The sequence below is a fragment of the Thioalkalivibrio sp. ALJ21 genome (assembly GCF_000378605.1).
In the GTDB taxonomy this organism is placed as follows: Bacteria; Pseudomonadota; Gammaproteobacteria; order Ectothiorhodospirales; family Ectothiorhodospiraceae; genus Thioalkalivibrio.
This window is the reverse complement of record NZ_KB905156.1, coordinates 123,009-148,080: the sequence shown is the minus strand read 5'-3', so window position 1 is coordinate 148,080 and position 25,072 is coordinate 123,009. Positions and strand designations below refer to the sequence as shown.

Here is a 25,072-nt window from a genome sequence, read left to right as displayed (position 1 = left end):
GTGCTGGCAAGCGTTGGTCGCTGGTTATTGTCCGGGCGCCTGGGTGAGACGGGAGAGGTGGTTCACGGCCGGCGATGGCGAGGGGCTGTGCAACCGTTCGAGTGCCCAGCCGACGTGTTCGCGTACCAGGGGGGAGGGGTGCTCGGCGCGGGCGCGAAGGGCCGCCTCGGCCTTCGCGGAGGGCGGGCCATTGCCCAGGGCGACCGCCAGATTGCGCAGCCACTGCTCGTGGCCGATGCGGCGGATGGCCATGCCCTCGGTGCGCTGCAGAAAGGTAGTCTCGTCCCAGCCGAACAGCTCCACCAGGCTGGCGGCATCCAGCCCGTGGCGGGCGACGAAGTCGGGCTCCGCGGAGACTTCGGCAAAGCGGTTCCACGGGCAGACCAGCTGGCAGTCGTCGCAGCCGTAGATGCGGTTGCCGATCAGCGGGCGCAGCTCTTCGGGGATCGATCCCTTCAGCTCGATAGTCAGGTAGGAGATGCAGCGCCGGGCATCCAGGTCGTAGGGTCCGCGAAAGGCCTGCGTCGGGCAGATGTCGAGACAGGCGGTACACGCCCCGCAGTGTTCGCCGACCGGGTCGTCCACCGGGAGTGGCAGGTCCGTAAACAGCTCGCCAAGGAAGAACCAGGAGCCGCTCTCGCGGGCGAGCAGGTTGGTGTTCTTGCCGATCCAGCCGAGCCCGGAGCGGGCGGCCAGGGCCTTTTCCAGGATCGGCGCGCTGTCGGTGAACGCGCGATAGCCGTGCGGCCCTGTCGCGGCCTCGATGCGCCGCCCCAACTCGGTCAGGCGCTTGCGGATCAGCTTGTGGTAGTCGCGGCCGAGGGCGTAGCGGGAGACATAGGCGCGGTCCCGTTCGGCCAGCTGGATGGCCGGGCGTCGGGTGCGCGGCGGGAAATAGTCCATGCGCACGCTGATCACGCGCCGTACGCCCGGCATCAGTTGTGCGGGATCGTGGCGCAGTGCGGCGCGTTCGGCCATCCAGTCCATCTCGCCGTGCGAGCCCTTCTGCAGCCAGCGATCCAGGTGCTGGCGATCTGCATCCGGGACCGTGGCCGGCGCAATGCGCAGGGCCTGAAAGCCCAGCTCGCGGCCCCAGGCCCGAATCTGTTCGGCCAGCGCGGCACATTGGCGTGGATCGAGAGGCTCAGGCACGATTTCGGCAATCATTACGATCGGGGCAAGAAAGGTGAATGATGGACCCGGGGCGATCCCCCTGACCAGCGCGCTTTACGACAGCGAGGGCATGCGGGCCCTGGATGCGGCCGGCATGGCCCTGCCGGAGATCGCGCCCGGCGAGTTGATGGAGCGGGCCGGGGCGGCCCTGCTGGCGGCCGTCAGGGCGCGCTGGCCCGATGTGCGTCGGCTCGGCATCCTCTGCGGCCCCGGCAACAATGGGGGCGACGGCTATGTGCTGGCGCGACTGGCGGCACAGGCGGGCCTGGATGTGCGGCTCCACGGTGGCCCGTCGCGCGCGCGCCCGGAGTCGGACGGCCGCCAGGCGCATCGGCACTGGATCGAACAGGGGGGTGCGATGGCGCCGCTCGAGGCCTTCGACCCGGCGGATGCCGAGCTGTGGGTCGACTGTCTGTTCGGTATCGGGCTGGAGCGCCCGTTGCATGACGCCTACGGCGAGGTAGTCGAGCGCCTGAATGCCTCCGGGCGGCCCGTGCTGTCCGCGGACATCCCCTCGGGCGTCAATGCCGATACCGGCGCGGTGCCGGGACCCGCGGTGCGCGCCCGGCATACCGTGACCATGATTGCCGACAAGCTGGGGCTGCACACCGGCGCGGGCGTGGACTACGCGGGCACCGTCGAGGTGGCGCGGCTGGATCTGCCCGAGCAGATTGCCCGGGGCGTGATGCCGCGGGCCCGGCATCTGGGCCCCGAGGGCTGGCGGGATCGCCTGCCGGCCCGTCGGCCGGGGGCGCACAAGGGCGACGCCGGACATGTGCTGGTGGTCGGGGGTGCACCGGGGTTCTCCGGGGCGGCTCGCCTGACGGCACTGGCGGCCCTGCGCGCCGGGGCCGGCCGCGTGACACTGGCCACACACGAGGACCATGCCGCCTGGGCCAATGCCGACCGGCCCGAGATCATGGTGCGGGCCGTGCGCGAGCCGACCGATCTGTTACGCCTGGCCCGCCAGGTGGATGTGATTGCGGCAGGTCCGGGTCTGGGTACGGAGGAGTGGGGGCGCCGCCTGTGGCACGCAGTCGCGGATGCCGGGGCGCCCTTGGTGGTGGATGCCGATGCCCTCAACCTGCTGGCCGCGACACCCCGTCAGATGGATTCCTGGATCCTGACTCCGCATCCGGGAGAGGCCGGTGGCCTGCTGAATCGCCCGACGGCGGAGGTCGAGGCCGATCGACCAGGGGCCGTGCTCGAGCTGGCGCAGCGCTTCGGCGGAGTGTCGCTGCTCAAGGGGGGTGGGACGCTGGTCGCCGATGCTGGTGGCGAAACACTGACCTGTGTGACCGGAGGCCATGCCGGCATGGCGATCCCCGGGAGCGGGGACGTGCTCACGGGGATTATCGTCGCGCTTCGGGCGCAGGGGCTCGAGGCGCGTGCCGCGGCCGAGATCGGGGCGGCCTGGCATTGTGCCGCGGGCCAGGTTCTGCGCGCGCGGCTGGGCAGCTGGCGCGGGCTGCTGGCGGGCGAACTGGCGGATGCGCTGCCGGCTGCCGCCGGGGAGGAGGGGGCGTGAACACAGGGATCCGGCTGCCGGACGCCGCGGCCACGGAGCGGGCCGGTGCAGTGCTTGCAGGAATGGAAGGCCTGCGGATCGTCTACCTGGAGGGGGATCTCGGCGCGGGCAAAACGACCTGGGCGCGCGGCCTCCTGCACGCGCTGGGGCATGCGGGCAACGTGCGCAGCCCCACCTACACGCTGGTGGAGCCCTACGAACTCCAGGGGCGCAGCGTGCTGCACTTCGACCTGTATCGCCTGGCGGACCCGGAAGAACTGGAGTATCTGGGGGTGCGCGAGGCCTTTGGCGAGCAGGCGCTGTGGCTGGTGGAGTGGCCGGAGCGCGGGGCCGGCTGGCTGCCGGAGGCGGATCTGCGGGTGCGGCTGGAAGCGCACGAGCCGGACGGGCGCATGCTGTATGTGTCCGGGCCGGCCGCTGCCGATTACCGGGCGCTCGTTGACAAAGCCTTTCGGGTTCATTAACTCAATGAAAAACCGATAATAATCCCAATATCGAGTGGGGTTCCGGTTCGTGGTGCGCGAAGGATTAGTTGCAATGCCACACGCAAAAACCTCGATATCTCGCTCATAAAGAAAGAATTTTGCTATTGCTTTTCCAGAAAAAGCGTCCACAATGGAGTCAGACCCCCTGAATTAAAAGGGATTCGCCGTGGGCCAAAGCACGATTCCGGATATGCGCCGCCGCCAGGTGCTGCGCGCTCTGACTGCCCTGGGGCTGGTCGGGCTGCCGCTGCCTGCGTTGGCGCGCACGGGTGTCGAGCGGGTGCGCATGTCCGTGGATGGTGACACCACGCGCCTGGTCTTCGACATGGATGGCGATGCCGAATACTCGATGTTCAAGCTCGAGTCGCCCGATCGCCTGGTGGTGGATATCAAGAACGCCCGCGCGGTGGACGAGCTGAAGCTCAGTTCCAATCCGCGTTCGGTCGTGGAGTCGATCCGTCACGCCCCGCGCGACGGCGGTGATCTGCGCGTGGTGTTCGACCTGCGCAAGCCAATCGAGCCGCGCAGCTTCAAGCTGATGCCGGCCCAGGATTCCCCACATCGTCTGGTGCTCGATCTGACCAGCCGCGAGGGGGCCCCCACGCAGTCGGCCCGGGAGGAATCCCGCGACAACGGCGAACCCCGCCGTGGCCGCTCGCAGGAGGATCTGCGTGATGTGGTGGTTGCCATCGACGCTGGTCATGGCGGGCATGACCCGGGCGCGATCGGCCCCGCCGGGACCCGCGAGAAGGACGTGGTCCTGCAGATCTCCAAGCGGCTGGCCGAGCGCGTCGACAACGAGCGCGGCATGAAGGCGGTGATGATCCGCACCGGCGATTACTTCCTGCCCCTGCGCGAGCGCATCGAGCGTGCCCGCGAGGCGGATGCTGACGTCTTTGTGTCGATTCACGCCGACGCGATCGCCAACCGCAATGTGCAGGGCTCCTCGGTCTACATGCTCTCCGAACGTGGGGCCTCCAGCGAGGCCGCCCGTTTTCTGGCGCAGCGCGAGAACCAGGCCGACCTGCGGTTGGGCGGAGTGCCGATCAACGGCAAGGATGACTCCCTGACCAACGTGCTGCTGGATCTCGCCCAGAGCGGCAGCCTCGAGGCGAGCAACACCCTGGCCGAGCGCATGATTTCCGAATTGCACCGGGTGGGCAAGGTGCGCAAGCCGGAGGTCGAGCGGGCCAACTTCGCGGTGCTGCGCTCCCCCGATGTCCCGTCCATCCTGGTCGAGGCCGCGTTCATCTCCAACCCGTCCGAGGAGCGCAAGCTGCGCAGCAGCGACTTCCAGAATTCGCTGGCGGATGCGCTGCTGACCGGGCTGCGCTCCTATTTCTCGACGCATGCCCGCCCGGGCACGCTGATCGCCGATGGCCAGCCGGACCAGCACATTATTCGTCCCGGCGAGACGCTTTCGGGGATCGCCGATCGTTACAGCTTGTCGCTGGCCGATCTGCGCTCGGCGAATAACGTCAGCGACGATCGCATCTACGCCGGCCAGGTCCTGCGCATCCCGCGCGATTCCTGACGCCCATCGCCGCCTGCCCGTCCCGGAACGGGTGCCCGTCACGGATTCGGACTTTGTACCCACTGCGGTCTGTGCAGGGGCGCCCACCGGCGCGTGCAAATCGAGCTGCGTTTCCCTAGGCTTGTGGACCCATTCCGGCCCATGGATTCGCGTGTGTCCATCGAGAAACTCTCCGAGCAACTGATCAACCAGATCGCGGCGGGCGAGGTGGTCGAGCGCCCGGCCTCGGTGGTCAAGGAGCTGGTGGAGAATGCCCTGGACGCGGGTTCGACCCGCATCGAGATCCGTCTGGAGCAGGGCGGCATCCGTCTGATCCAGATCAGCGACAATGGTTGCGGCATCCATCGCGACGAGCTCCCGCTGGCACTGTCACGCCACGCGACCAGCAAGATCCGCTCGATGGAGGACCTGGAGGCCCTGCACACCCTGGGTTTTCGCGGCGAGGCACTCCCTTCGATCGCATCCGTCTCGCGCCTATCCATGACCTCGGCGGTGGAGGGCGAGCGCAATGGCTGGCGCCTGACCGGGGATGGCTCGGATGTCTTTCGCGAGGCGGCCCCGGCCGCGCACCCGGTGGGTACGACGGTCGAGGTGCGGGACCTGTTCTTCAATGTCCCTGCAAGGCGCAAGTTTGTGCGCACCGAGCGCACCGAGTTCAACCACTGCGAGACCGTCATCCGCACCCAGGCGGCAGCCTGCCCGGAGGTGGCCTTCACCCTGCGCCACAACGATCGTGTGGTGCTGGACCTGCCCGCCGCAGCGGACCCCGCACAGCGCGTGCGCGCCCTGCTGGGCGAGGCCTTTATGGACGCGGCGACGCCGGTGGACGAGCAGCGTGCCGGCCTCAAGCTTTCGGGTTGGCTAGGCGCCCCGACCCAGTCGCGGGCACAGCCTGATCAGCAGTTTTTCTTCGTTAATGGCCGCGCGATTCGCGACCGCGTGCTGGCGGCGGCCGTGCGCAAGGCCTATCAGGACGTGCTCTACCACGGGCGTCACCCGATGTTCGTGCTGGAGCTTGAACTGGACCCGGTGCAGGTGGACGTGAACGCCCATCCCACCAAGCAGGAGGTGCGCTTCCGCGAGTCGCGGATGGTGCACGACTTCATCTTTCATGCCCTGCACAAGGCGCTGGCCGATGTGCGTCCCGGGGATGGCGGGATGCCCGGGTATTTGCCAGCCGATACCGGGTCCGCTCCGGCGCCGCAGGAGCGAGCGATTCCGGCGTTCCCGCGCGAGCGCGCCCTGAGCGGGCTGGGGGTGCCCGAGTACCGGGCCGAAGCCCGGTCGCCTGCAGCCGGGTCGGGTGATCGCCGCGAGTATGCCTCTGGCACATCATCGGATTATGCGGCGGCCTGGGCCGAGTTCCGCGGGCCAGCCGCGGTCGCCGAGCCCGCACCCCGGTCGTTCGAGGCGGCGGGCGGTGCGAGTGAAAGCGATGGTGCGGAAGGTATGCCACCGCTGGGTTTCGCGCTGGGGCAGGTCGCGGAGACCTTCATCCTGGCGGAGAATGCAAGCGGCCTGATCGTGGTCGACATGCATGCGGCGCACGAGCGCATTACCTACGAGCGCCTCAAGTGCGAATGGGGCTCGCAGGGCATTACCTCACAGCCTTTGCTGGTGCCGGAAACACTGGACGTGACGCCTGCCGAGGCCGCGCTGGCCGAGGAGCATGCCGGTGTGCTGGGCGCCCTGGGGTTCGAGCTGGATCGCGCGGGGCCCGAGACGCTGGCCTTGCGCGCGGCCCCGGCGCTGCTGCGCGGGCGTGACACGGCCCAGCTGGTGCGTGATGTGCTCGCGGACCTCGCGGCCGTCGGCTACAGCCACCGCGCCGAGGGCGAGATGAATGCGGTACTCGGCACCATGGCCTGCCACGGTTCGGTGCGCGCCGGGCGCCGTCTGACGCTCCCGGAGATGAACCAGTTGCTGCGCGACATGGAGGCGACCGAACGCTCCGGGCAATGCAATCATGGCCGCCCGACCTGGGTGGAGCTCGATCACCAGGCGCTGGATCGCTTGTTTCTGCGAGGCCGCTAGCGATCAATGGACGCACTCGGACCCGGCCGCCCGCCGGTGGTGATCCTGGCCGGACCGACGGCCTCGGGCAAGACCGCGTTGTCGCTGGCGCTCGCCGAGTCGCTGGAGGGCGAGATCGTCAGCGTCGACTCCGCATTGGTCTATCGCGGCATGGATATCGGCACCGCGAAGCCCACTGCAGAGGAGCGAGCCCGCGTGCCGCATCACCTGCTGGATATCCGCGACCCGGAGGACACCTACAGTGCCGCCGACTTCGCGCGCGACGCCCGGGAGGTGATCGCCGGGATCCACGCGCGTGGCCGGACGGCTTTGCTGGTGGGCGGTACCTTGCTGTACCTGCGTGCCCTGCTGGATGGTTTCGACGAGATCCCCGAGGTACCGGATGTAGTGCGTGAACAAGTGCGCGCGCGCCTGGACGTGGAGGGCGGACAGGCCCTGCATCGCGAACTCGCCAGGGTGGATCCCGAGGCCGCGGCGCGTATCCACCCGAACGACCCGCAGCGCATCCTGCGGGCGCTGGAGGTCTTCGAGGCGACCGGGCGGCCGCTGTCCAGCTTTCAGCAGGGTGCGGCGGCCCGCGTGCCGGAGGGCTGGGTGTCACTGGCCTTGTGGCCGGAGGATCGCGACGTCCTGCGCGAACGGATCGCCCGTCGCTTCGACGCGATGCTGGAGGTCGGGTTCGTCGATGAACTGATGGCCCTGCAGCAGCGTCCCGCGCTGACGGCGGAGCATCCCTCCCAGCGTGCGGTGGGCTACCGTCAGGGTTGGCAGTGGCTGGCCGGAGAGCTCGACTTTGTGCAGTTCCGCGAGCGGGCGATCGCCGCCACCCGGCAACTGGCCAAGCGCCAGCTGACCGGCCTGCGGCGATTCCCCCTGCATGCGCGATTGAACGCGTCCACGGTCGATCGGTCGGAAGTGTTGAACGTGATTCGCCGCGCAGACTTCCAGTAGTGATGTGCTACTCTCTGAGAGGGCGCCGCCAGGGCTTGGTGGAGGAGCTTTTGGCGTGTGGCGAGCTGAAGAATAACAACCAAGGAACGCACTGATGGCCAAAGGGCAAATGCTGCAGGAACCCTTCCTGAACGCGCTGCGTCGGGACCGTGTGCCGGTCTCGATCTATCTGGTCAACGGCATCAAGCTGCAGGGACAGATCGAGTCCTTCGATCAGTTCGTGGTGCTGCTGCGAAGCACCGTTTCGCAGATGGTGTACAAGCATGCGATCTCGACCATCGTCCCGTCCCGCCAGGTGCGCATGAATACCGAGGGCGAAGAGGCCGCTACCGCCGAGGCGGAGGCTTGAGCATGCGCGGGAGGTTCGTCTTTTTTGTTTGAGCGTCCCGATAGCGCCGGCGATCGCGCCGTGCTGGTGGCGCTGGCCATCGGCGAAAACCCCGACATCGAGGCCCAGGTCCAGGAATTCGACGAGCTGGTCCGCTCCGCCGGCGCCGATGTGCTGGAGCTCGTCCGTGGTTCACGTGACCGCCCGCACCCCCGCCTGTTCGTAGGCGCCGGCAAGGCCGACGAGATTCGCGCCGCGGTCGAGGCCCATGGAGCCGATGTGGTGATCTTCAACCACGCCCTCTCGCCCAGCCAGGAACGCAACCTCGAACGCCACCTGCAGTGCCGGGTACTGGATCGGGCAGGCCTGATCCTCGATATCTTCGCCCAGCGCGCGCGTTCGCACGAAGGCAAGCTGCAGGTCGAGCTGGCCCAGTTGCGGCACATGGCCACGCGGCTGGTGCGCGGCTGGACTCACCTGGAACGGCAGAAGGGCGGCATTGGCCTGCGCGGGCCGGGGGAAACCCAGCTCGAAACCGACCGCCGCCTGCTGGCGGCGCGCATCAAGCACATCGAACGACGTCTGGAGAAGGTCGAGCGCACCCGCGAGCAGGGGCGCCAGGCACGCCTGCGCAACGAGATCCCGACCGTGTCCCTGGTGGGCTATACCAACGCCGGCAAGTCCACGCTGTTCAACCGCCTGACCCACTCGGATGTGTACGAGGCGGATCAGCTGTTCGCGACCCTGGATCCGACCCTGCGACGCCTCGACCTGGCTCCGCACCAGTCGCTGATCCTGGCGGACACCGTCGGCTTCGTGCGCGACCTGCCACATGAACTGGTGGCGGCCTTCAAGGCGACCCTGACCGAGACCCGCGAGGCCGCGCTGCTGCTGCACGTGATCGACGCCGCCGACCCCGAACGCGAGGCGCGCATCCACCAGGTCGATGCGGTGCTGGAGGAGATCGGCGCGCAGGATGTCCCCTGCTGGCGGGTCTACAACAAGATTGACCGACTGGAGTCGGCCCCGGATGCCGCCGAGGCCCGCTTCGGCTCCGGCGATGACGTCTTCTGGGTGTCCGCGTATACGGGCGAGGGTATCGCCACGCTGGAAGAGCGCCTGGCCGAGACCTTTACCGAGTCGATGATGCGGGGCTGGGTGGAACTGCCGGCCAGTGCCGGTCGGTTGCGCGCCCAGCTCTACGAGGAGAAGGCCGTGGAGGCGGAGCAGACCACCGCTGACGGTCAGATCCAGCTGCGCTTGAGTCTGCCGCAACGGCGCTTCCAGCAACTGGTGCGCGATGCCGGTCTGAATCCGGAACAGATCGAGGTCGTATTCGACGCGCCCTCATCGGCCGCGGTGGGGCAGTAGGTACCCGGACGGGCGCGCGACATCAGGGGCCGCGAGCGCCGGCGCGTCAGGCGTCGCGGGCTCGCGCAATGGCCTCTTCGTCGGCCTCGGCCACGTAGAGCGTCAGGGTCTCCCCCGCGCGGATGCCGTCGCCATTGAGCGAGTTCCAACGGCGCAGGTCGCTTACCGAGACCTGGAACTGACGGGCAATGCTGGACAGGGAATCCCCAGGCTGGACTTCGTAGGCCACGCTGCGGCCGTTATCCGACGCGCTCCCCCCATTGGCTTGGGCGACCTGCAGCGTGTCGCCCGGGCGCAGGATGGCATCGCGCTCCAATTCGTTGGCCGCGCGCAGCTCGCTGATGGTCATGCCCGTGCGTTCGCTGATGGTCCACAGGCTGTCGCCTTCCTGGATCTCGTAGGTGTCGAGCTTGCCCGCCTCGGCAGCGGCCGCGACCTGGATCTCGGCGTCTTCCTGCCCGGTCACCGGCAGTTTCAGCGTTTGCCCGGCGCGGATGGTGTCGCCGTTGAGACTGTTCATCTCGCGCAGCACGGCCACGCGGGTACCGGCGCGCTGGGCGATGGAGCCGAGGTTGTCACCACTGGCCACGGTATATTCGCGGAAGCGGATCAGTGGATCGTCGCCGTGTTCGGCCAGGGCGACTTCCAGGGTCTCGGCTGCATCGTGCGGAATGAACAGATGCTGGGCATGCGACGGATGGGTGGCGTGGCGCTGATAGCCTGGGTTCAGGCGCTTCAGGTCATCCGCCTCGAGCCCGATCATCTCGGCGATCAGGGCGAGATCGGCTTGGCGACCGGGCTCGATCCGCTCCAACGCCGGTTCATTGGCGATCGGGGTAATCTGTGTCCCGTGTTCGTCGGGCTCCAGAAACAGCTCGCGCAGGGCCAGGAGACGGGGCACGTAGGCGGTCGCCTCGGCCGAGAGCTCGAGGCTCCAGTAGTCGGTCGGCTCCCCGCGCGCCGCGTTGCGCTCCATCGCCCGTGTCACGTTGCCCTGACCGAAGTTGTAGGCCGCCAGGGCCAGGTACCAGTCATCGAAGCGCTGATACAGGGCCTCCAGGTAGTCCAGCGCGGCGAGGGTGGACTGATAGACATCGCGGCGCCCGTCGTACCAGTGGTCGCGCGTCAGATCGAAATGGTCGCCGGTCGCCGGGATGAACTGCCAGATGCCGGCTGCACGACCGCTGGAGGTCGCTTCGGCGGCAAAGCCACTCTCCACGATCGGCAGCAGCAGCAGTTCGGTCGGCATGTCGCGCTGTTCGATCTCCGAGAGAATGAAGTACGCAAACGGCTCGGCGCGCTCGGTGGAGAGCTGGATGATGCGCGGGTTGGCGCGGTAATGCTCGATGTACCGCTCCACGCGCTCGTGGTGCAGGTCATCGGTAAAGCCGAAGCCCAGACGGGTGCGCTCCCACAGGTCGTCGGTCTCCGCGGCCTGGTCGGCCGCCTCGCGGGCCTGTCGCTCCATGGCGGCCTGGACGTCGGCCTGGGTCGGCCCCTCCACCACAGGCCTGTCGACCTGGGAGGTATCCAGTGCGCGTTCGGAGTCGTGTAGGCTACAGGCAGAGGCCAGCAGGGTCGCCAGGCCCAGGATAATGCCAAGCGGCAGTCGGGAGCGGGGTCGGATCATCATGGCGCTGAAGGATAAACCACACTCCGAGTATCACCAAGACCCTTTTTTGCGCTGGCTTTCTCACTGGTACGAGAAGCCGCAGGGTCGGCGCGTACGCGAGCGGCTTTTGCAACGGATTCGACAGCACGCCGCCCCCGCCCCCGGGGAGGTCGCGATCGAGCTCTCTCCGGTCCCGATGCTGGAGGATTCCGATACCCTGGGTGGCCCGATCGTGCGCATGGATTCCACGCGGCCGGGCCTGTTGACGGAGCCGGAATCCTGGCCACTGGAGTCGGATTGTGCGCGCCGCATTGTGCTGGCCCATCCCTGTTCCTACAGCGATTTGCCCGCCGCCGTGGTCGCCGAGGCCGCGCGCGTGCTGGAGCCGGAGGGCATGGTCTTCATGCTCGAGGGCAATCGCCTGCAGCTGGGCGACCAGGGCGGGGTGCGCGTGTCTCCGCTGCCGGAGGGGCTCCGGCGTCGCCAGTACCGCGAGTTCATGGAATCCGCCGACCTGGAGGTACTGGAGCAGTGGAGCCTCAGCCTGCTGCCGCCCGGACTGTCCGAGGCTTGGCAGCAGCGGCTGGCCCCGGTGGATGCCTGGACCCGCCGGGGGCTGCCGCCGCTGGCCAGCGTGATCCTGACCGTTGCCCACAAGCGGGTGGATCTGCCCTTGCGCCCGGCCCCGCAGTATCGCTTCGCTACCCCGGGTCCCCGCCTGCGACCCGGGCTGGTATCCTCGCGCTCCCCTCATTCCGGAGTCCGCCGAGCGCATGGCTGACGAACGCGTGTACATCTATACCGACGGCGCCTGTCGTGGCAATCCGGGCCCTGGTGGCTGGGGCGCAATCCTGCGGTACCAGGGCACCGAGCGGGAGCTGTACGGGGCAGAGGCCGAGACCACCAACAACCGCATGGAGCTGACCGCCGCGATCCGCGCGCTGGAGACGCTCAAGCGCCCCTGCAAGGTGGAACTGGTCACGGATTCGAAATACGTGAAGCAGGGCGTGACCGACTGGCTGCCCGGCTGGAAACGCCGCAACTGGAAATCCGCGAGCGGTTCCCCGGTAAAGAACCGCGACCTCTGGGAGGCACTGGACGCCCAGGCCGCGCGCCACGACATCGAGTGGTACTGGGTGCGCGGTCACAGCGGCCACCCGGAAAACGAGCGCGCCGACCAGCTGGCCAATGCGGGGATCGACGCCCTCTTGGGAAGCGCTGAATAAAGCCATCCTGGCTTTCTCAGCGCACGCTGCGCTGCACCACTTTGTATGATTTTGCACTGGGAAAGGAATTTGCAGCTTGCTTCGGAATCAACCACCTGCGGTGGCCGATTCCGGCGACACGTCCATGTGCCGCAAGGAAACGCCGATAAATCGGCGTTTCCTCTGGCCGGACAGCCGACGGAGAACTGAAATGCGACAGATTGTGCTGGATACCGAGACCACCGGCCTGGAGCCGGCCGAGGGGCACCGCATCATCGAGATCGGCTGCCTGGAGCTGGACAACCGGCGCCCGACCGGGCGCAAGCTGCACGAGTACCTGCAGCCGGATCGCGAGATCGATGCCGGGGCGATCGAGGTCCACGGGATTACCAACGAGTTCCTCGCCGACAAGCCGCGTTTTGCCGATGTGGTTGGCGAGTTCATCGAGTTTGTGCGCGGGGCCGAGCTGATCATCCACAACGCCCCGTTTGATGTCGGCTTTATCAATCACGAGCTGCGCCTGCTGGGCGCCGCCGCGCCGGTGACGGAGCTCGCGGAGGCCTGCACCGTGCTGGATTCGCTGGTCATGGCGCGACGTATGCACCCGGGCACGCGCAACTCGCTGGACGCACTGTGCAAGCGCTACGAGATCGATGCCTCCGGACGCACGCTGCACGGCGCGCTGCTCGATGCCGAGCTACTGGCGGATGTCTATCTGGCGATGACCGGGGGACAGGTCGCCCTCGGCCTGGACGCCGGGGGCGAGGGGGGTGCCGAGGCCGGCGCCCCGGTACGCGCGCAGCGTTCCGGCAAGCCCCTGCCGGTGATCGAGCCCGATGCCGGCGAACAGGCCGCGCACGAGGCCTTGCTGCGCACGCTGGACGAGGCCGTGGGTGGGGCCTGCCGCTGGCGCGCGACGACGCCCTGAGGGCTGCCCAAGGGAGCGGACAGACGCGGTCAGAAGATCAGGTTGATCACCATCAGCGAGACGACCATGAACAGCAGGGTCATCAGCGCGCCGGCGCGGAGGTAGTCGGCCACGCGGTAGCCGCCCGGGTCCATGATCAGGGCGTTCACCTGATGGGTGGGCAACAGGAACGAGTTGGACGCGGCAATCGCGACGATCAGCGCGAAAACCCGTGGATCGGCATCGATGCCGACGCCCTGGGCGACGGTGGCGAAGCTGACCGCCAGCGGCACCAGCAGCACGGTGGCGCCCACATTCGACATCACCAGCGTGAAGAAGGTGGTCAGCAGGAACACCGCGACCTGCAGCACCCAGACCGGCATTCCCTCCAGCTGCGCCATGCCGTTGGTCGCGATCCACTCGCCGGCCCCGGAGTTTTCCACCGCAAGCCCCAGCGGGATCAGCGAGGCCAGCAGAAATACCGTCTTCCAGCTGATGCCCCGATAGGCCTCGTCCATGCCGATCACACCGGTGAAGATCATTCCCAGGGCCCCGCCCAGCAGGGCCAGTGCCAGCGGCAGGTCTGTGAACAGCACCAGCCCCAGGCCCAGTGCCAGCGACCCGAGTGCGGCCAGTGGCCGATGGGTAGCGGGTTCCTCGCGCCGGCGGCGCGGGTAGCGGCTGGTGACCACGACGAAGTCGCGGTCGTCCTCCAGCGCCTGCAGGTTTTCCCACGGGGTGTGCACGACCAGGGTGTCGCCAGCCTTGAGCGGGGTGTCCGGGACCTCGTCGATGATCCGGTCCTCCCCGCGCTGGATACGCAGCACCGAGATCCCGTAGGTACGGCGCATGCCCTTGTCGCGCACGGTCTGGCCGATCAGGTCGGAGCCCGGTGGGATGATTACCTCGGCAATTCCGGCGTAACGGGCCGACATCGCACGCGCGAACACGTCCAGTTCGTCCTTGAGAATCGTGCCGGTGCTGTCGCAGGTCTTCTCGATGGTGGTGACCGGGCCGAGGATGGCGAGATGCGCTCCGCGTTCCAGTTCGATCTCGCGGTTCGGCTCGATACGCGTCTCGTCACCCGTGGTCACTCCCACCACATGCACCCCGAAGGCCGCCTCGAAGTCGCCCACGCGCATCCCGGCCAGTGAGCTGTCCTCGCCCAGACGCGCCTCGCGCACGCCGAAGTCCATCCCGTAGACGTCGCGGAACCAGGCCGAGGTGGTCTGCACCCGGCTCTCGTCCGGGTCCTCGGCCCGCGGATCGCGGGCCGGCAGGACCCAGTGTCCGAGGATCGCGAAGTAGAGGATCAGTGTGGCCAGCAGCGCCAGCCCGATCGGGGTTACGTCGAACAGCCCGAAGTCGTCCAGGTGCCCGGGCATCAGGTCATTCAGCAGGATCAGCGGGCTGGAGGCGACGAGCGTCAGGGTGCCGCCGACGATCGCGGCAAAGCCCATGGGCATCAGCAGCCGCGAGCGCGGGATGCGCGCCGCCGCACCGATGCGGTTGATCACGGGCATGAACAGGGCGGCGGCCCCGATGTTCTGCATGAAGCTGGTGATCACCCCCACCGCGCCGGAGGTCGTGGCCATCACCCGGCGTTCGGTCTGGCCGCCGAAGCGCAGGATCAGGTCCGCCAGGCGGTTCATTACGCCTGAACGGTCGAGGCCCGCGCCGATGATCATCACCGCGATGATCGCGATCACCGCGTTCGAGGCGAAGCCCGAGAACAGTTCCTCGCCCTCGACGATCGGCGCCACCCCCGGCACCAGCGCGACCATGCCGAGCAGGAACAGCACGCTCAGCGCCGCCAGATCGATCCGGATGACCTCGGTGACGAACAGCAGGATCGTCAGGCCCAGCAGGCCGAACACGATCCCCATCTCCAGGGTAAAGGCGACCTCTTCCATCGTGGTCGCCCCGGGTTCAGCCGCGCAGACGTTCGCGCAGGGCGTCGAGCAGGCCGTCCATCGGGAGGTGTTCGGCCTCGCTGGCGGTGCGCGCCTGGTATTCGAGTTCGCCGGCATCGAGGCCGCGTTCGCCGACGACCAGGCGGTGCGGGATGCCGATCAGTTCCATGTCGGCGAACATAACGCCGGGGCGCTGTTCGCGGTCATCCAGCAGCACCTGGAAGCCGGCGGCCTCCAGCTCTTCGTGCAACTGCTCTGCGGCCTCGCGCACGCGCTGTGACTTCTTGGCGCCGATCGGGCACAGGGCGATGTCGAAGGGGGCGATTGCCGTGGGCCAGCAGATGCCGCGCTCGTCGGAGTTCTGCTCGATTGCGGCAGCGACCACACGGGAGACGCCGATGCCGTAGCAGCCCATGGTCACCACCTGTTCGCGGCCGTCCTCGTCCAGCACGCGGGCGCCCAGCGCCTGCGAGTACTTGTCGCCGAGCTGGAAGATGTGGCCAACCTCGATTCCGCGGCGGATTTCGATCGGGCCGGAGCCGTCCGGGGCCGGTTCGCCCTCGGTGATGTTGCGCAGGTCGGCGCTCTCCGGCTGCGGCAGGTCGCGTTCCCAGTTCACGTGCTTCAGGTGGTGGCCGTCCTCGTTGGCCCCCACGACCATGTCCGCCATGCCCAGTACAGCCTGATCGGCCAGTACCGGGATCGGGCTGCCCACCGGCCCCAGCGATCCGGGGTCGGCGCCGAAGGCGGCGCGGATCTCGGCTGCCTCGGCCATGCGCAGCGGTTCGGCGACCCACGGGTGCTTCTCGGCCTTTACCGCATTGAGCTCATGGTCGCCGCGCAGGACCAGCGCGACCAGGTCGGCGTCGACCTCGTCGGAGGCGGCGACGACCAGGGTCTTGACGGTCTGTGCGGCCGGGATCTCGAGGAAGTTCGCCAGGTCCTCGATGGTATGCACCCCGGGGGTGGCGATCTTCTCCATGTCAGCGCTGGGGGGCGGCGCCTGAGCCGGCTTCGGGCACATGGCCAACTCGACGTTGGCGGCATAGCCACCCGGCGAGAAGGCGATCGCGTCCTCGCCGGAGCTGGCGAGGACGTGGAATTCGTGCGAGGCGTTGCCGCCGATCGCGCCGGTATCGGCCTCTACCGCGCGGAAGTCCAGGCCACAGCGCTCGAAGATACGGCAGTAGGCATCGTGCATCTGCTGGTAGGTCTGCCCCAGCGACTCGGCATCCAGGTGGAAGGAGTAGGCATCCTTCATCAGGAACTCGCGGGCGCGCATCACGCCGAAGCGCGGGCGGCGCTCGTCCCGGAACTTGGTCTGGATCTGGTAGTAGTTGACCGGCAGTTGGCGGTAGCTGCGGATCTCGCGGCGCACGAGATCGGTGATCACTTCCTCGTGAGTCGGGCCGAAGCAGAAGTCGCGTTCGTGGCGATCCTTCAGGCGCAGCAGCTCGGCTCCGTAGAAGTCCCAGCGACCGGATTCCTGCCACAGCTCGGCCGGCTGCACGGCCGGCATCAGTACCTCCAGCGCACCGGCCCGGTTCATCTCCTCGCGCACAATGTTCTCCACCCGGCGCAGTACGCGCAGCCCCAGTGGAAGCCAGGTGTACAGCCCGGCGGCCAGGCGCCGGACATAGCCGGCGCGCAGCATCAGCTGGTGGGAGACGATCTCGGCGTCGGCCGGGGTTTCCTTCAGGGTGTTCAGCGGGAATTGCGAGACGCGCATCGGGGCAGTCCGTTATCAAGTGCGTGAGAGAAGTGACGGCCCACCGGGCCGCGAGAATTCAGAACGTCGTGCTGTTGGTGCCCCAGAAGTGGCGCGGGGCGTCGGCGAATTCGATATAGACCCGGGCCGGGTCCAGACCCAGTTCGGCCTGCAGGGCGTCGCAGAGCTTGCGTGACAGCTCGCGGGTCAGCCCCTCGGGCAGGCCGATGCTCTTCAGCTCGCAGTAGGCGAGCGGGTCGGTGCTGCCGGCGAAGCACATCGCCGGGTTGTGCGTGCAGGCGACCATCACGTACCCCTCGGGCTTGCCCAGCCAGTCGGCCACCTGCGCGGACAGGCGTTGGCACAGCCCCGCGGGATCGTCGGGCAGGGCGGCGTTGGTCTCGACTCGCAGAAGCGGCATCTCGGCTCCCCTTCGATTGACTGAGGCGCCACATGATACGGCCAGTGGGCGGCTCGTGCAGCGCATTGCGGTCGGCTGATGCGGTGGTGCGGGAGGTGTCTATACTCGCGCTAGGGGATTTCCGATGCGTCTTATGCGCCGCCGTTGCTGTCGGCGCGCAATCGGCGTATAAATTAGAAAACTCTAATATATGTGGGTCCGGCGGGCCCGACAGCACGCAAGGAATCGAAGCCGATGACACTCAAGTGGATGCGCCCGGCCCTCTGGGGTCTGTTGCTGTTGCCGTTCTCTGCCCAGGCGGATTTCCCGTTCGAGACTGCAACCGCGGAACGCCAGACCCTGGTACAGGAACGTGTCCTGGACGGTCGGGTCGAGGCCGTGCAGCGTTCCACGATCTCGGCGCAGACCTCCGGGCGTATCCGCGAGATCTATGTCGATGTCGATGATTTCGTCGAGGCGGACGAACTGCTGCTGCGGGTCAGCGACTCCGAGCAGCAGGCGCGCGTGAGCCAGGCCGAAGGGGACCTGGCCGAGGCGCGCGCCCGGTTCAACGAGGCACGTTCGGAGTTCAACCGCATCCAGGATGTGTTCGAACGCGGGGTCGTTTCGCGCTCGGAGTTCGAGCGCGCCGAGGCCGAGCTGCAGTCGGCGCGGGCGCGTCTGCGCTCCGCCGAGGGCCGGGTCGAGGAAGCCCGCGAGCAGCTTGGCTATACCGAGGTCTTTGCCCCGTACTCCGGCATCGTGACCGAACGTCATGTCGAGGTGGGTGAATCGGTCAGCCCGGGTTCGCCCCTGTTGTCCGGCATCAGCCTGGATCGGCTGCGCGTGGAGGTGGATGTCCCGCAGCGCATGATCCATGCGGTGCGCGAGCGGCGCGAGGCCGAGGTGCTGTTGAATGACGACCGGCGGCTCGCGGCCGAGAGCCTGACCATCTTCCCCTATGCCGACCCGGCCAGTTCCACCTTTCGTATCCGTGTGAATTTGCCGGAGCAGGACGACCTGGGGCTGTTCCCCGGCATGTTCGTGAAGACGGCGTTCTTTCTGGATGACGTCGAGCGTCTGACCGTCCCGCGCGAGGCCGTTGTGTATCGCAGCGAGGTCACCGCGGTGTACGTGATCGATGACGAGGACCGGGTGCGTTTTCGTCAAGTCCGTGTCGGGCGCACGCATGACGGGTACATCGAGATTCTCGGTGGGCTGAGCGAGGGCGAGCGCGTGGCGCTGGATCCGGTGCACGCGGCGATCTACCTGAAGGAGCATCAGCAGGTGGGTGCCGATGAGTGATGCCAGCACGGACGCGGCATCCGGCCGCATGGGGATCTCCGGGCGCATCGCCCAGGCCTTCCTGACGACCCAGATCACGCCGCTGCTGGCCCTGCTGGGCCTGCTACTGGGGCTGTTCGCGATCCTCGTGACCCCGCGCGAGGAAGAGCCGCAGATCAACGTGACGATGGCCGATGTGTTCATCCCGTTTCCCGGGGCGAGCGCGCAGGAGGTGGCGCAGTTGGTGGCCACGCCGGCCGAACAGGTGCTCTCCGAGATCGAGGGCATCGACGACATCTATTCCACTTCGCGCCCGAACATGGCGCAGGTCACCATCCAGTTCGAGGTCGGCGAGGACCGCACCGCAGCACTGGTGCGCCTGTACAACCAGGTATTCTCCAACCAGGACTGGCTGCCGCCAGGGCTGGGGGTGGGCGAGCCGATCATCAAGCCGATGGGTATTGATGACGTGCCAATCGTCAATGTAACCCTGTGGTCCGAGGACGAGGCGCGCGGTGGACACGATCTGCTGCGGGTCGCGCATGCGCTGGAGTCCGAGCTCAAGCGCGTCCCCGGAACCCGTGACATCTATACCGTCGGCGGTCCGGACCACGTCGTGCACGTGCGCTTCAAGCCGGAGACCCTGGCGGCCTACAACCTGTCGGTGGACGATCTGCGCGACAGCCTGCAGGCCTCCAATTTCTCGCGCGATGCCGGACGGCTGTACGAGGATGATCAGGAGGTCCTGGTCCAGGCGGGTGACTTCATCACCGAACCCGAGGCCTTCGCTGGGCTGGTGGTCGGCATGCACGACGGCCGTCCGATCTACCTGTCCGATGTCGCCGAGGTGATCCAGGGCCCGGCGTACGCGACCGAGCATGTGCGCTTCGCCCACGGGGCGGCGGCCGGGGATCGTGCGCGCATTGGCGAGAGCCACCCGGCGGTCACGGTTGCGATTGCCAAGCAGCCGGGCACCAACGCCCCGGACATCGCCGATGCCCTGATCGAGCGGCTTGAACAGCTACGGGGCACGTACATCCCCGACGGCATCGAGACCACGATCACCCGCAACTACGGCGAGACCGCCGACGACAAGGCGAACACCCTGATCCAGAAGCTCATCCTGGCGACGGCCTCGGTGGTGATCCTGGTCTGGATCGCGCTCGGCTGGCGCGAGGCCTTCATCGTCGGCGTGGCGGTGGTGATCACGCTGGCGATCACGCTGTTCGCCTCCTGGGCCTATGGCTTCACGCTCAACCGCGTATCGCTGTTTGCGCTGATCTTCTCCATCGGGATCCTCGTGGATGACGCGATCGTCGTGGTGGAGAACATCCACCGGCATATGGTCCAGGGCGGAAAGAAGCTCCTCGAGGCGATCCCGGTCGCGGTGGACGAGGTCGGCGGGCCGACGATCCTCGCAACCTTTACCGTGATCGCGGCACTGCTGCCGATGGCCTTTGTGACCGGCCTGATGGGCCCGTACATGAGCCCGATCCCGATCAACGCCTCGATGGGGATGATCATCTCGCTGGCCGTGGCCTATGTGGTCACGCCCTGGCTGACCTACAAGGTCCTGCGCCGACAGGCCGAGCAGCACGAGCACGCCACCCCGGCGGGTGGCGGTCATGGCCCGGAAGGCGAGAGCGCCTCCGCCGGCCTGATGAAAATCTTCAATACCCTGCTGTTGCCGTTCCTCGGGACCGGCGGACGCAAGAAGGCCAATCGTCTCGCGCTGTGGGTGGGCACGCTGGTACTGATCCTGGGCTCCGTCTCGCTGGCCTACTTCCAGCTGGTGGTGATGAAGATGCTGCCGTTCGACGACAAGTCGGAGTTCCAGGTGGTGCTCGACATGCCGGAAGGCACCAGCCTGGAGCGTACGTCCGCGGTCCTGGCGGAGATGGGCGACTACTTGAAGACGGTCCCCGAGGTGCACAACGTGCAGACCTATGCGGGCACGGCCGCGCCGATCAATTTCAACGGTCTGGTGCGGCAGTACTACCTGCGCGAGGGCTCTCACGTAGGCGATATCCAGGTCAATCTGACCGATGCCTCCGACCGTTCACGTCAGAGCCACGCGATCGCCCTGGGCGTGCGCGAGGCGATCAACGCGATCGCCGATCGTCACGGCGCGGCCGTGAAGGTGGTCGAGGTGCCGCCGGGGCCGCCGGTGATGTCGCCGATCGTGGCCGAGATTTACGGCCCGGACTACAACGGTCAGATCGAGATTGCGAAGAAGGTGCGCGAGGTGTTCGAGAACACCGATGGCATCACCGACATCGACGACTCGGTGGAATATCCGGGGCCGAAGAAGATCCTGCAGGTGGACCGCGAGCGGGCCGCACGGCTGGGTGTGTCGCAGCAGGCGGTGGTGCAGGCGATCGAGACCGCGCTGTCCGGCGAGGACGTCACCTATCTGTACGGCTCCAACGTGAAGTACGCGGTCCCCGTGCGGCTCGAGTTTGACCAGACCGAGAAGGGCAGCCTGGAACCGGTGCTGGGGCTCAAGGTGCGCTCGCGTGACGGTACCCTGGTGCCGCTGTCCGAGGTGGTGAATGTGGTCGACTCGACCCTTGAGCACTCGATTCACCACAAGAATCTGCTCCCGGTGGTCTACGTAATGGGCGACCTGGCCGGTGGGCTGGACAGCCCGCTGTACGGCATGTTCGACATGTTCTTCGGGCTGCGCGACACGCCAATGGCCTATGACGAGCCGCTGGAACAGCTGTTTATCAGCCAGCCGGACAACCCGTACAACTTCTCGCTGAAGTGGGACGGCGAATGGCAGGTGACCTACGAGACCTTCCGCGACATGGGCATCGCCTACTCGGTGGGCCTGATCCTGATCTACCTGCTGGTGGTCGCGCAGTTCCGCTCGTACATGGTGCCGCTGATCATCATGGCCCCGATCCCGCTGACCGTAATCGGGGTGATGCCGGGGCATGCGTTCATGGATGCCTTCTTCATGGACGCCAAGTTCACCGCGACCTCGATGATCGGGATGATCGCGCTGGCCGGGATCATCGTGCGCAACTCGATCCTGCTGGTGGATTTCATCAACGACGAGATCCGCCGCGGCGTGGAGGTGATCGAGGCGGTGGTGCACGCGGGTGCGGTGCGCGCCAAGCCGATCATCCTGACCGGGTTGGCGGCGATGGTCGGTGCCGGGTTCATCCTCGACGACCCGATCTTCTCGGGCCTGGCGATCTCGCTGATCTTCGGCGTCTTTGTCTCCACGCTGCTGACGCTGGTGATCATCCCGGTGCTGTACTACCTGTACGTGCGCAACCGGGTCGAGCTGATCCGCGCCCAAGCGGCGTAAGGCCAAACCCGGCATTGCGCCCGCGGGCGCAATGCCGGAGTCCGGACCCGGCGTTTTCGCTGCGGGCGCGCGAGCCGCTACAATCGCCGCTTTGACCGAACCGGAGTTACCCGATGGATGTCGAGATGGGAGAAGAGGGCCTGAACGTCCTCGGGATCAGCCGCGAGCAATGCGCGACGCTGGTCGAGGCGCTGAAGGCCAGCGAGGACCAGCGCTTCATGGACGACCCGGAGCTGCGCAAGCTGTTCAAGCTGCTGGCCGTGCTCCAGAGCGACCTGTGGGACGACATGACCGCCGGGCAGTTCGACTTCGCCCCTTACAAGAAGCAGTAATCGCCTGCCGCGCAGGCCCGGAGCCCCCTGATGTCCGACAACGGATCCCGCCGTCCCTCGAACTTCGTAATCGGCAATATCTTTCTCGGCGCGGCCGCGCTGATGCTGTTCTTCTTTGTCACCCTGTGGGAGATCCTGGGCGTGGTGGCCCTGGTGCTGTGGATGGCGCTGGCCGCGATCGGTGTCTACTTCATTGTGAAGGACAAGGACATCAACCCCGGCGGCCCGCCCAACTGACCGCGCTACGCGGGAGACCCGTTACAGGAACAGGATGGCCACGATGGTCACGGCTGCGATCACCGCGACGGCGTCTGCCGTCAGCGCCGCGGCCAGGGTGTGGCGTACGCGCTTGATGCCGATCGCGCCGAAGTAGACCGCGAGCACGTAGAAGGTGGTCTCGGTCGAGCCCTGCAGGGTGGAGACCAGGATGCCGACGTGGGTGTCCGGGCCGGTGGCCGGGTCCTGCATGATGCCGGCCATGATGCCGTAGGCGCCGGAGCCGGACAGCGGACGCAGTAGCGCCATCGGCAGGGCCTCGGCCGGCAGGCCGAACGGGGTCGTCAGCGGGCCGACCAGCCCGACGAACATGCCCAGCGCACCACTCTCGCGCAGCATCCCCACCGCGACCAGGATCGCCACCAGGTAGGGGATGATGCGCAGGGCTACGTTGAAGCCTTCCTTGGCCCCCTCGACGAAGACCTCGTAGACCGGCACGCCACGGATTACGCCATAGGACAGGAAGCCGACCACCAGCCCGGGGATGATCCAGGGGGCGATCGCCTGGCCGTACACAATCGTCAGCGGGATGATCGCCAGCACCCCCAGCAGGACCAGGATCGAGACCCAGGCCGGGTAGCCCTCGGTGGGGACCTCGATGTTCATCGGCTGCTGGTCAGGCTGGCCGCTGTCCTGTCCGCGGTTTTCGGCCGACGCCGCTTCGGTGCTGTCCTGGCTCGCCGCCCGGATTGTGTCTTCCAGCTCGTCGGAGCCGGAGGAGGCATCCGCGTCGATCGAACGGGTGGGCGGCGGGCTGCGGAAATAGCGCTGCAGGATCAGGGCGCTGGTGATGCCGGCGATGGTCGCGAACAGCGTGGCGAACAGGGTGGTTGGCAGGATCGCGGCCGGGGCCTCGGAGCCGAGCGAGGCGCGCAGCGCGATCACCCCGGTCGGCAGCAATGTGATGCTGGAGGTGTTGATCGCCAGGAACAGCGCCATCGCATTGGTGGCGGTGCCGGGGTGCGGGTTCAGCTTCTCCAGTTCCTGCATCGCGCGGATGCCGAACGGGGTCGCGGCATTGCCCAGCCCGAGGATGTTGGCGGAGAAGTTCAGGATCATCGCGCCCATCGCCGGGTGCTCCGGCGGGACCGACGGGAACAGACGCACCATCAGCGGGCGCAGCAGCCGTGCCAGCACGGTCAGCAGGCCGCCGGCCTCGGCGATCTTCATCAGGCCGAGGAACAGCGCCATCACCCCGACCAGCCCCAGCGCCAGCTCCACCGCCGAGCCGGCCGCGTCGATCGCGCCCTCGGACAAAGCCTGCATCGGCTGTTCGTCGGGGTCGGTGGACTGGATCTCGCGGATCGCGGCGGTGGCCACGGCGATCACGATCAGCGCGAGAAAGATCAGATTCATGCGGTGCCCGCCCCTGGCCGCGCGGACATCAGCGGTTCTCTCCGCGCGATACCCCGCGCAGCACAGCGTCCATCGCTCGTGCCGGCAGCAGCCACTTCAGGAAGGCGAACAGCTTGGTCGGGAACGTGATGCGGTAGCGCACCCGCGGGCGGCGAGCCTCCAGGGCATGCACCACGCAACGAGCGACGGCCTCCGGGCCAAGGGTAAACGGGGCGTCGGACTCGGCGTTGGCCATGCGCGCCTCGGCGGCGCGATAGGTCTCGGTCCAGGGGCTGTGCTCGCGGTGGATGTGGCGACGGAAGGCCTTAAGGGCGTTGGCACGGAAGGCACTGCGGATGGGGCCGGGCTCGACCAGGCTCACATGGATGCCCGTGCCGTGCAGTTCCTGGCGCAGGGTGTCGCTCATGCCCTCGATCGCGAACTTGGACGTCACATAGGCCCCGCGCAGGCGCAGGGCGGCAAAGCCGAGTACCGAGGAGTTCTGGATGATCCGCCCCTCGCCGGCGCGGCGCATCGCGGGCAGCACCGCATTGGTCAGCTCCAGCCAACCGAGTACATTGGTCTCCAGCTGGGCGCGCAGGGTGGCGCGGTTCAGGTCCTCCACCGCGCCGGGCTGGCCGTAGGCGCCGTTATTGAATAGTCCGTAGAGGTGCCCGTCGGTCCGGTGCAGGATCTCGGTGACCGCGCTGTGGATACTGGCGGAGTCGTCCAGATCCAGCTGCAGGGCCTCGAAGCCCTCCTTCTTCAGGCGCGCAACATCCTCGCCGCGCCGGGCGGTGGCAAACACGCGATAACCGCGCGTGCGCAGCGTACGCGCGGTACACAGCCCGATGCCGCTGGAGCAGCCGGTGATCAGGACCGCTCGGGAGGATGCCTCGCTCACCGGTGCAGGCTCAGTAGGTCAGGGTGGCCACGCCGTCCTCGACGACCTCGCCAATAAAGGCACCCCCGCCGCGCATCCCGTCCAGCTCGGGGATCGCGTTGTCCAGGGTCAGGCCGTTTTCGTCCATCGCGCCGGCGCAGGCGTAGAAGCGGCAGCCGGCCTCGTGGGCATCCTGCATGAAGCTGTAGACCGACTTCTCCTTCGCCTCGCCGGGGTAGATCTTGTCCGCCACGCCCTGGCGCAGCAGGCGGGTGGTCCCGGCGGCAAAGTACATCTCGACTTCCAGGTCCATCGCGGCGGCGACGGTCGCCTGGAAGAACGGGGCCCCCAGCGTGCCGGGGCGGTCCAGGTCCAGGTTCAGCAGCATGATCACGATCTTTTCGGCCATGACGGGTCCTTGCGGGCAATGCATTCGGGTATGGGGCGAATGATCGGCGCTGCGCTCGCGCGGCGCAAACACGGATTGTCGCCGG

The 25,072-nt window shown here is 67.5% G+C and carries 22 protein-coding genes; 14 read left to right on the top strand and 8 right to left on the bottom strand.

Going from position 1 to position 25,072, the window contains the following annotated elements:
- Window positions 1-24 precede the first annotated feature (24 nt).
- A complete protein-coding gene (gene queG, locus F579_RS0106685) occupies window positions 25-1,167 on the bottom strand; it encodes a tRNA epoxyqueuosine(34) reductase QueG (RefSeq protein WP_019023878.1) in 1,143 nt (380 codons plus the stop codon).
- Window positions 1,168-1,186: 19 nt separating this feature from the next.
- Between queG and F579_RS0106680 the strand changes: the two genes are divergently transcribed.
- The 7 genes from F579_RS0106680 to hflX all read left to right on the top strand — a co-directional run bounded on the left by F579_RS0106680 (window position 1,187) and on the right by hflX (window position 9,404).
- Window positions 1,187-2,701, top strand: coding sequence for a bifunctional ADP-dependent NAD(P)H-hydrate dehydratase/NAD(P)H-hydrate epimerase (locus F579_RS0106680; RefSeq protein ID WP_019023879.1), 1,515 nt, complete (start codon window positions 1,187-1,189; stop codon window positions 2,699-2,701).
- On the top strand, window positions 2,698-3,165 hold the full coding sequence (gene tsaE / locus F579_RS0106675) for a tRNA (adenosine(37)-N6)-threonylcarbamoyltransferase complex ATPase subunit type 1 TsaE (protein WP_026301009.1): 468 nt from the start codon (window positions 2,698-2,700) through the stop codon (window positions 3,163-3,165). Before F579_RS0106680 ends, tsaE begins: the two co-directional genes overlap by 4 nt.
- A gap of 211 nt (window positions 3,166-3,376) precedes the next feature.
- Window positions 3,377-4,720: an N-acetylmuramoyl-L-alanine amidase gene (locus F579_RS0106670; RefSeq protein WP_019023881.1), complete on the top strand. Its 1,344-nt coding sequence runs from the start codon at window positions 3,377-3,379 to the stop codon at window positions 4,718-4,720.
- 153 nt (window positions 4,721-4,873) lie between these two features.
- A complete protein-coding gene (gene mutL, locus F579_RS0106665) occupies window positions 4,874-6,754 on the top strand; it encodes a DNA mismatch repair endonuclease MutL (protein ID WP_019023882.1) in 1,881 nt (626 codons plus the stop codon).
- Window positions 6,755-6,760: 6 nt separating this feature from the next.
- Entirely contained in the window at window positions 6,761-7,705 is a 945-nt protein-coding gene (gene miaA / locus F579_RS0106660; RefSeq protein WP_019023883.1) for a tRNA (adenosine(37)-N6)-dimethylallyltransferase MiaA, read from the top strand.
- Between the two features lie 94 nt (window positions 7,706-7,799).
- A complete protein-coding gene (hfq, locus tag F579_RS0106655; protein WP_012981909.1) occupies window positions 7,800-8,054 on the top strand; it encodes an RNA chaperone Hfq in 255 nt (84 codons plus the stop codon).
- A gap of 24 nt (window positions 8,055-8,078) precedes the next feature.
- A complete protein-coding gene (gene hflX / locus F579_RS0106650; protein WP_019023884.1) occupies window positions 8,079-9,404 on the top strand; it encodes a ribosome rescue GTPase HflX in 1,326 nt (441 codons plus the stop codon).
- A 46-nt stretch (window positions 9,405-9,450) separates the two neighbouring features.
- Here the strand turns inward: hflX and F579_RS0106645 are convergent, their stop codons facing one another.
- Window positions 9,451-11,037 (bottom strand): LysM peptidoglycan-binding domain-containing protein, encoded by a 1,587-nt coding sequence (locus F579_RS0106645; protein WP_019023885.1) that lies wholly within the window; start codon window positions 11,035-11,037, stop codon window positions 9,451-9,453.
- Between F579_RS0106645 and F579_RS0106640 the strand changes: the two genes are divergently transcribed.
- From F579_RS0106640 to dnaQ, 3 genes are all read left to right on the top strand, one after another.
- Complete coding sequence (locus F579_RS0106640; RefSeq protein WP_026301010.1) at window positions 11,036-11,797, top strand: hypothetical protein; 762 nt, start codon at window positions 11,036-11,038, stop codon at window positions 11,795-11,797. The genes F579_RS0106645 and F579_RS0106640 overlap by 2 nt on opposite strands.
- Entirely contained in the window at window positions 11,790-12,242 is a 453-nt protein-coding gene (gene rnhA / locus F579_RS0106635) for a ribonuclease HI (protein WP_019023887.1), read from the top strand. The genes F579_RS0106640 and rnhA overlap by 8 nt, the downstream gene beginning before the upstream one ends.
- A 190-nt stretch (window positions 12,243-12,432) precedes the next feature.
- Window positions 12,433-13,149, top strand: a complete 717-nt coding sequence (gene dnaQ, locus F579_RS0106630; RefSeq protein ID WP_019023888.1) for a DNA polymerase III subunit epsilon — start codon at window positions 12,433-12,435, stop codon at window positions 13,147-13,149.
- A gap of 29 nt (window positions 13,150-13,178) precedes the next feature.
- On the opposite strand, the gene F579_RS0106625 is transcribed toward dnaQ, so the two are convergent.
- The 3 genes from F579_RS0106625 to F579_RS0106615 are packed head-to-tail and all read right to left on the bottom strand — an operon-like array spanning window position 13,179 to window position 17,170.
- Complete coding sequence (locus F579_RS0106625; RefSeq protein ID WP_019023889.1) at window positions 13,179-15,041, bottom strand: SLC13 family permease; 1,863 nt, start codon at window positions 15,039-15,041, stop codon at window positions 13,179-13,181.
- 16 nt (window positions 15,042-15,057) lie between these two features.
- On the bottom strand, window positions 15,058-16,770 hold the full coding sequence (locus F579_RS0106620) for a proline--tRNA ligase (RefSeq protein WP_019023890.1): 1,713 nt from the start codon (window positions 16,768-16,770) through the stop codon (window positions 15,058-15,060).
- Between the two features lie 58 nt (window positions 16,771-16,828).
- Window positions 16,829-17,170, bottom strand: a complete 342-nt coding sequence (locus F579_RS0106615) for a phenylpyruvate tautomerase MIF-related protein (protein ID WP_012981917.1) — start codon at window positions 17,168-17,170, stop codon at window positions 16,829-16,831.
- 234 nt (window positions 17,171-17,404) lie between these two features.
- On the opposite strand from F579_RS0106615, the gene F579_RS0106610 reads away from it, so the two are divergent.
- The 4 genes from F579_RS0106610 (at window position 17,405) to F579_RS0106595 (ending at window position 22,321) form a co-directional block, all read left to right on the top strand.
- On the top strand, window positions 17,405-18,454 hold the full coding sequence (locus F579_RS0106610; protein WP_019023891.1) for an efflux RND transporter periplasmic adaptor subunit: 1,050 nt from the start codon (window positions 17,405-17,407) through the stop codon (window positions 18,452-18,454).
- Complete coding sequence (locus F579_RS0106605) at window positions 18,447-21,752, top strand: efflux RND transporter permease subunit (RefSeq protein ID WP_019023892.1); 3,306 nt, start codon at window positions 18,447-18,449, stop codon at window positions 21,750-21,752. Before F579_RS0106610 ends, F579_RS0106605 begins: the two co-directional genes overlap by 8 nt.
- A gap of 113 nt (window positions 21,753-21,865) precedes the next feature.
- Entirely contained in the window at window positions 21,866-22,084 is a 219-nt protein-coding gene (locus tag F579_RS0106600) for a hypothetical protein (protein ID WP_019023893.1), read from the top strand.
- A 30-nt stretch (window positions 22,085-22,114) separates the two neighbouring features.
- Window positions 22,115-22,321 (top strand): hypothetical protein, encoded by a 207-nt coding sequence (locus F579_RS0106595; RefSeq protein WP_012981921.1) that lies wholly within the window; start codon window positions 22,115-22,117, stop codon window positions 22,319-22,321.
- 21 nt (window positions 22,322-22,342) lie between these two features.
- On the opposite strand, the gene F579_RS0106590 is transcribed toward F579_RS0106595, so the two are convergent.
- Genes F579_RS0106590 through F579_RS0106580 form a run of 3 tightly spaced genes read right to left on the bottom strand, consistent with a single transcriptional unit; the run spans window position 22,343 to window position 24,987 of the window.
- Window positions 22,343-23,716 (bottom strand): nucleoside recognition domain-containing protein, encoded by a 1,374-nt coding sequence (locus F579_RS0106590; protein ID WP_019023894.1) that lies wholly within the window; start codon window positions 23,714-23,716, stop codon window positions 22,343-22,345.
- 28 nt (window positions 23,717-23,744) lie between these two features.
- Window positions 23,745-24,599 (bottom strand): SDR family oxidoreductase, encoded by an 855-nt coding sequence (locus F579_RS0106585; RefSeq protein WP_019023895.1) that lies wholly within the window; start codon window positions 24,597-24,599, stop codon window positions 23,745-23,747.
- A 10-nt stretch (window positions 24,600-24,609) separates the two neighbouring features.
- On the bottom strand, window positions 24,610-24,987 hold the full coding sequence (locus tag F579_RS0106580; protein WP_019023896.1) for a DsrE family protein: 378 nt from the start codon (window positions 24,985-24,987) through the stop codon (window positions 24,610-24,612).
- Window positions 24,988-25,072: the final 85 nt, after the last annotated feature.

Excerpts from the sequence above, each read along its gene's own strand:
- queG (WP_019023878.1), bottom strand. The coding sequence starts at position 1,167 with ATGATTGCCGAAATCGTGCCTGAGCCTCTCGATCCACGCCAATGTGCC.
- F579_RS0106670 (WP_019023881.1), top strand. The coding sequence starts at position 3,377 with ATGCGCCGCCGCCAGGTGCTGCGCGCTCTGACTGCCCTGGGGCTGGTC.
- miaA (WP_019023883.1), top strand. The coding sequence starts at position 6,761 with ATGGACGCACTCGGACCCGGCCGCCCGCCGGTGGTGATCCTGGCCGGA.
- hfq (WP_012981909.1), top strand. The coding sequence starts at position 7,800 with ATGGCCAAAGGGCAAATGCTGCAGGAACCCTTCCTGAACGCGCTGCGT.
- F579_RS0106640 (WP_026301010.1), top strand. The coding sequence starts at position 11,036 with ATGGCGCTGAAGGATAAACCACACTCCGAGTATCACCAAGACCCTTTT.
- F579_RS0106645 (WP_019023885.1), bottom strand. The coding sequence starts at position 11,037 with ATGATGATCCGACCCCGCTCCCGACTGCCGCTTGGCATTATCCTGGGC.
- rnhA (WP_019023887.1), top strand. The coding sequence starts at position 11,790 with ATGGCTGACGAACGCGTGTACATCTATACCGACGGCGCCTGTCGTGGC.
- dnaQ (WP_019023888.1), top strand. The coding sequence starts at position 12,433 with ATGCGACAGATTGTGCTGGATACCGAGACCACCGGCCTGGAGCCGGCC.
- F579_RS0106625 (WP_019023889.1), bottom strand. The coding sequence starts at position 15,041 with ATGGAAGAGGTCGCCTTTACCCTGGAGATGGGGATCGTGTTCGGCCTG.
- F579_RS0106620 (WP_019023890.1), bottom strand. The coding sequence starts at position 16,770 with ATGCGCGTCTCGCAATTCCCGCTGAACACCCTGAAGGAAACCCCGGCC.
- F579_RS0106615 (WP_012981917.1), bottom strand. The coding sequence starts at position 17,170 with ATGCCGCTTCTGCGAGTCGAGACCAACGCCGCCCTGCCCGACGATCCC.
- F579_RS0106610 (WP_019023891.1), top strand. The coding sequence starts at position 17,405 with ATGACACTCAAGTGGATGCGCCCGGCCCTCTGGGGTCTGTTGCTGTTG.
- F579_RS0106605 (WP_019023892.1), top strand. The coding sequence starts at position 18,447 with ATGAGTGATGCCAGCACGGACGCGGCATCCGGCCGCATGGGGATCTCC.
- F579_RS0106600 (WP_019023893.1), top strand. The coding sequence starts at position 21,866 with ATGGATGTCGAGATGGGAGAAGAGGGCCTGAACGTCCTCGGGATCAGC.
- F579_RS0106595 (WP_012981921.1), top strand. The coding sequence starts at position 22,115 with ATGTCCGACAACGGATCCCGCCGTCCCTCGAACTTCGTAATCGGCAAT.
- F579_RS0106590 (WP_019023894.1), bottom strand. The coding sequence starts at position 23,716 with ATGAATCTGATCTTTCTCGCGCTGATCGTGATCGCCGTGGCCACCGCC.
- F579_RS0106580 (WP_019023896.1), bottom strand. The coding sequence starts at position 24,987 with ATGGCCGAAAAGATCGTGATCATGCTGCTGAACCTGGACCTGGACCGC.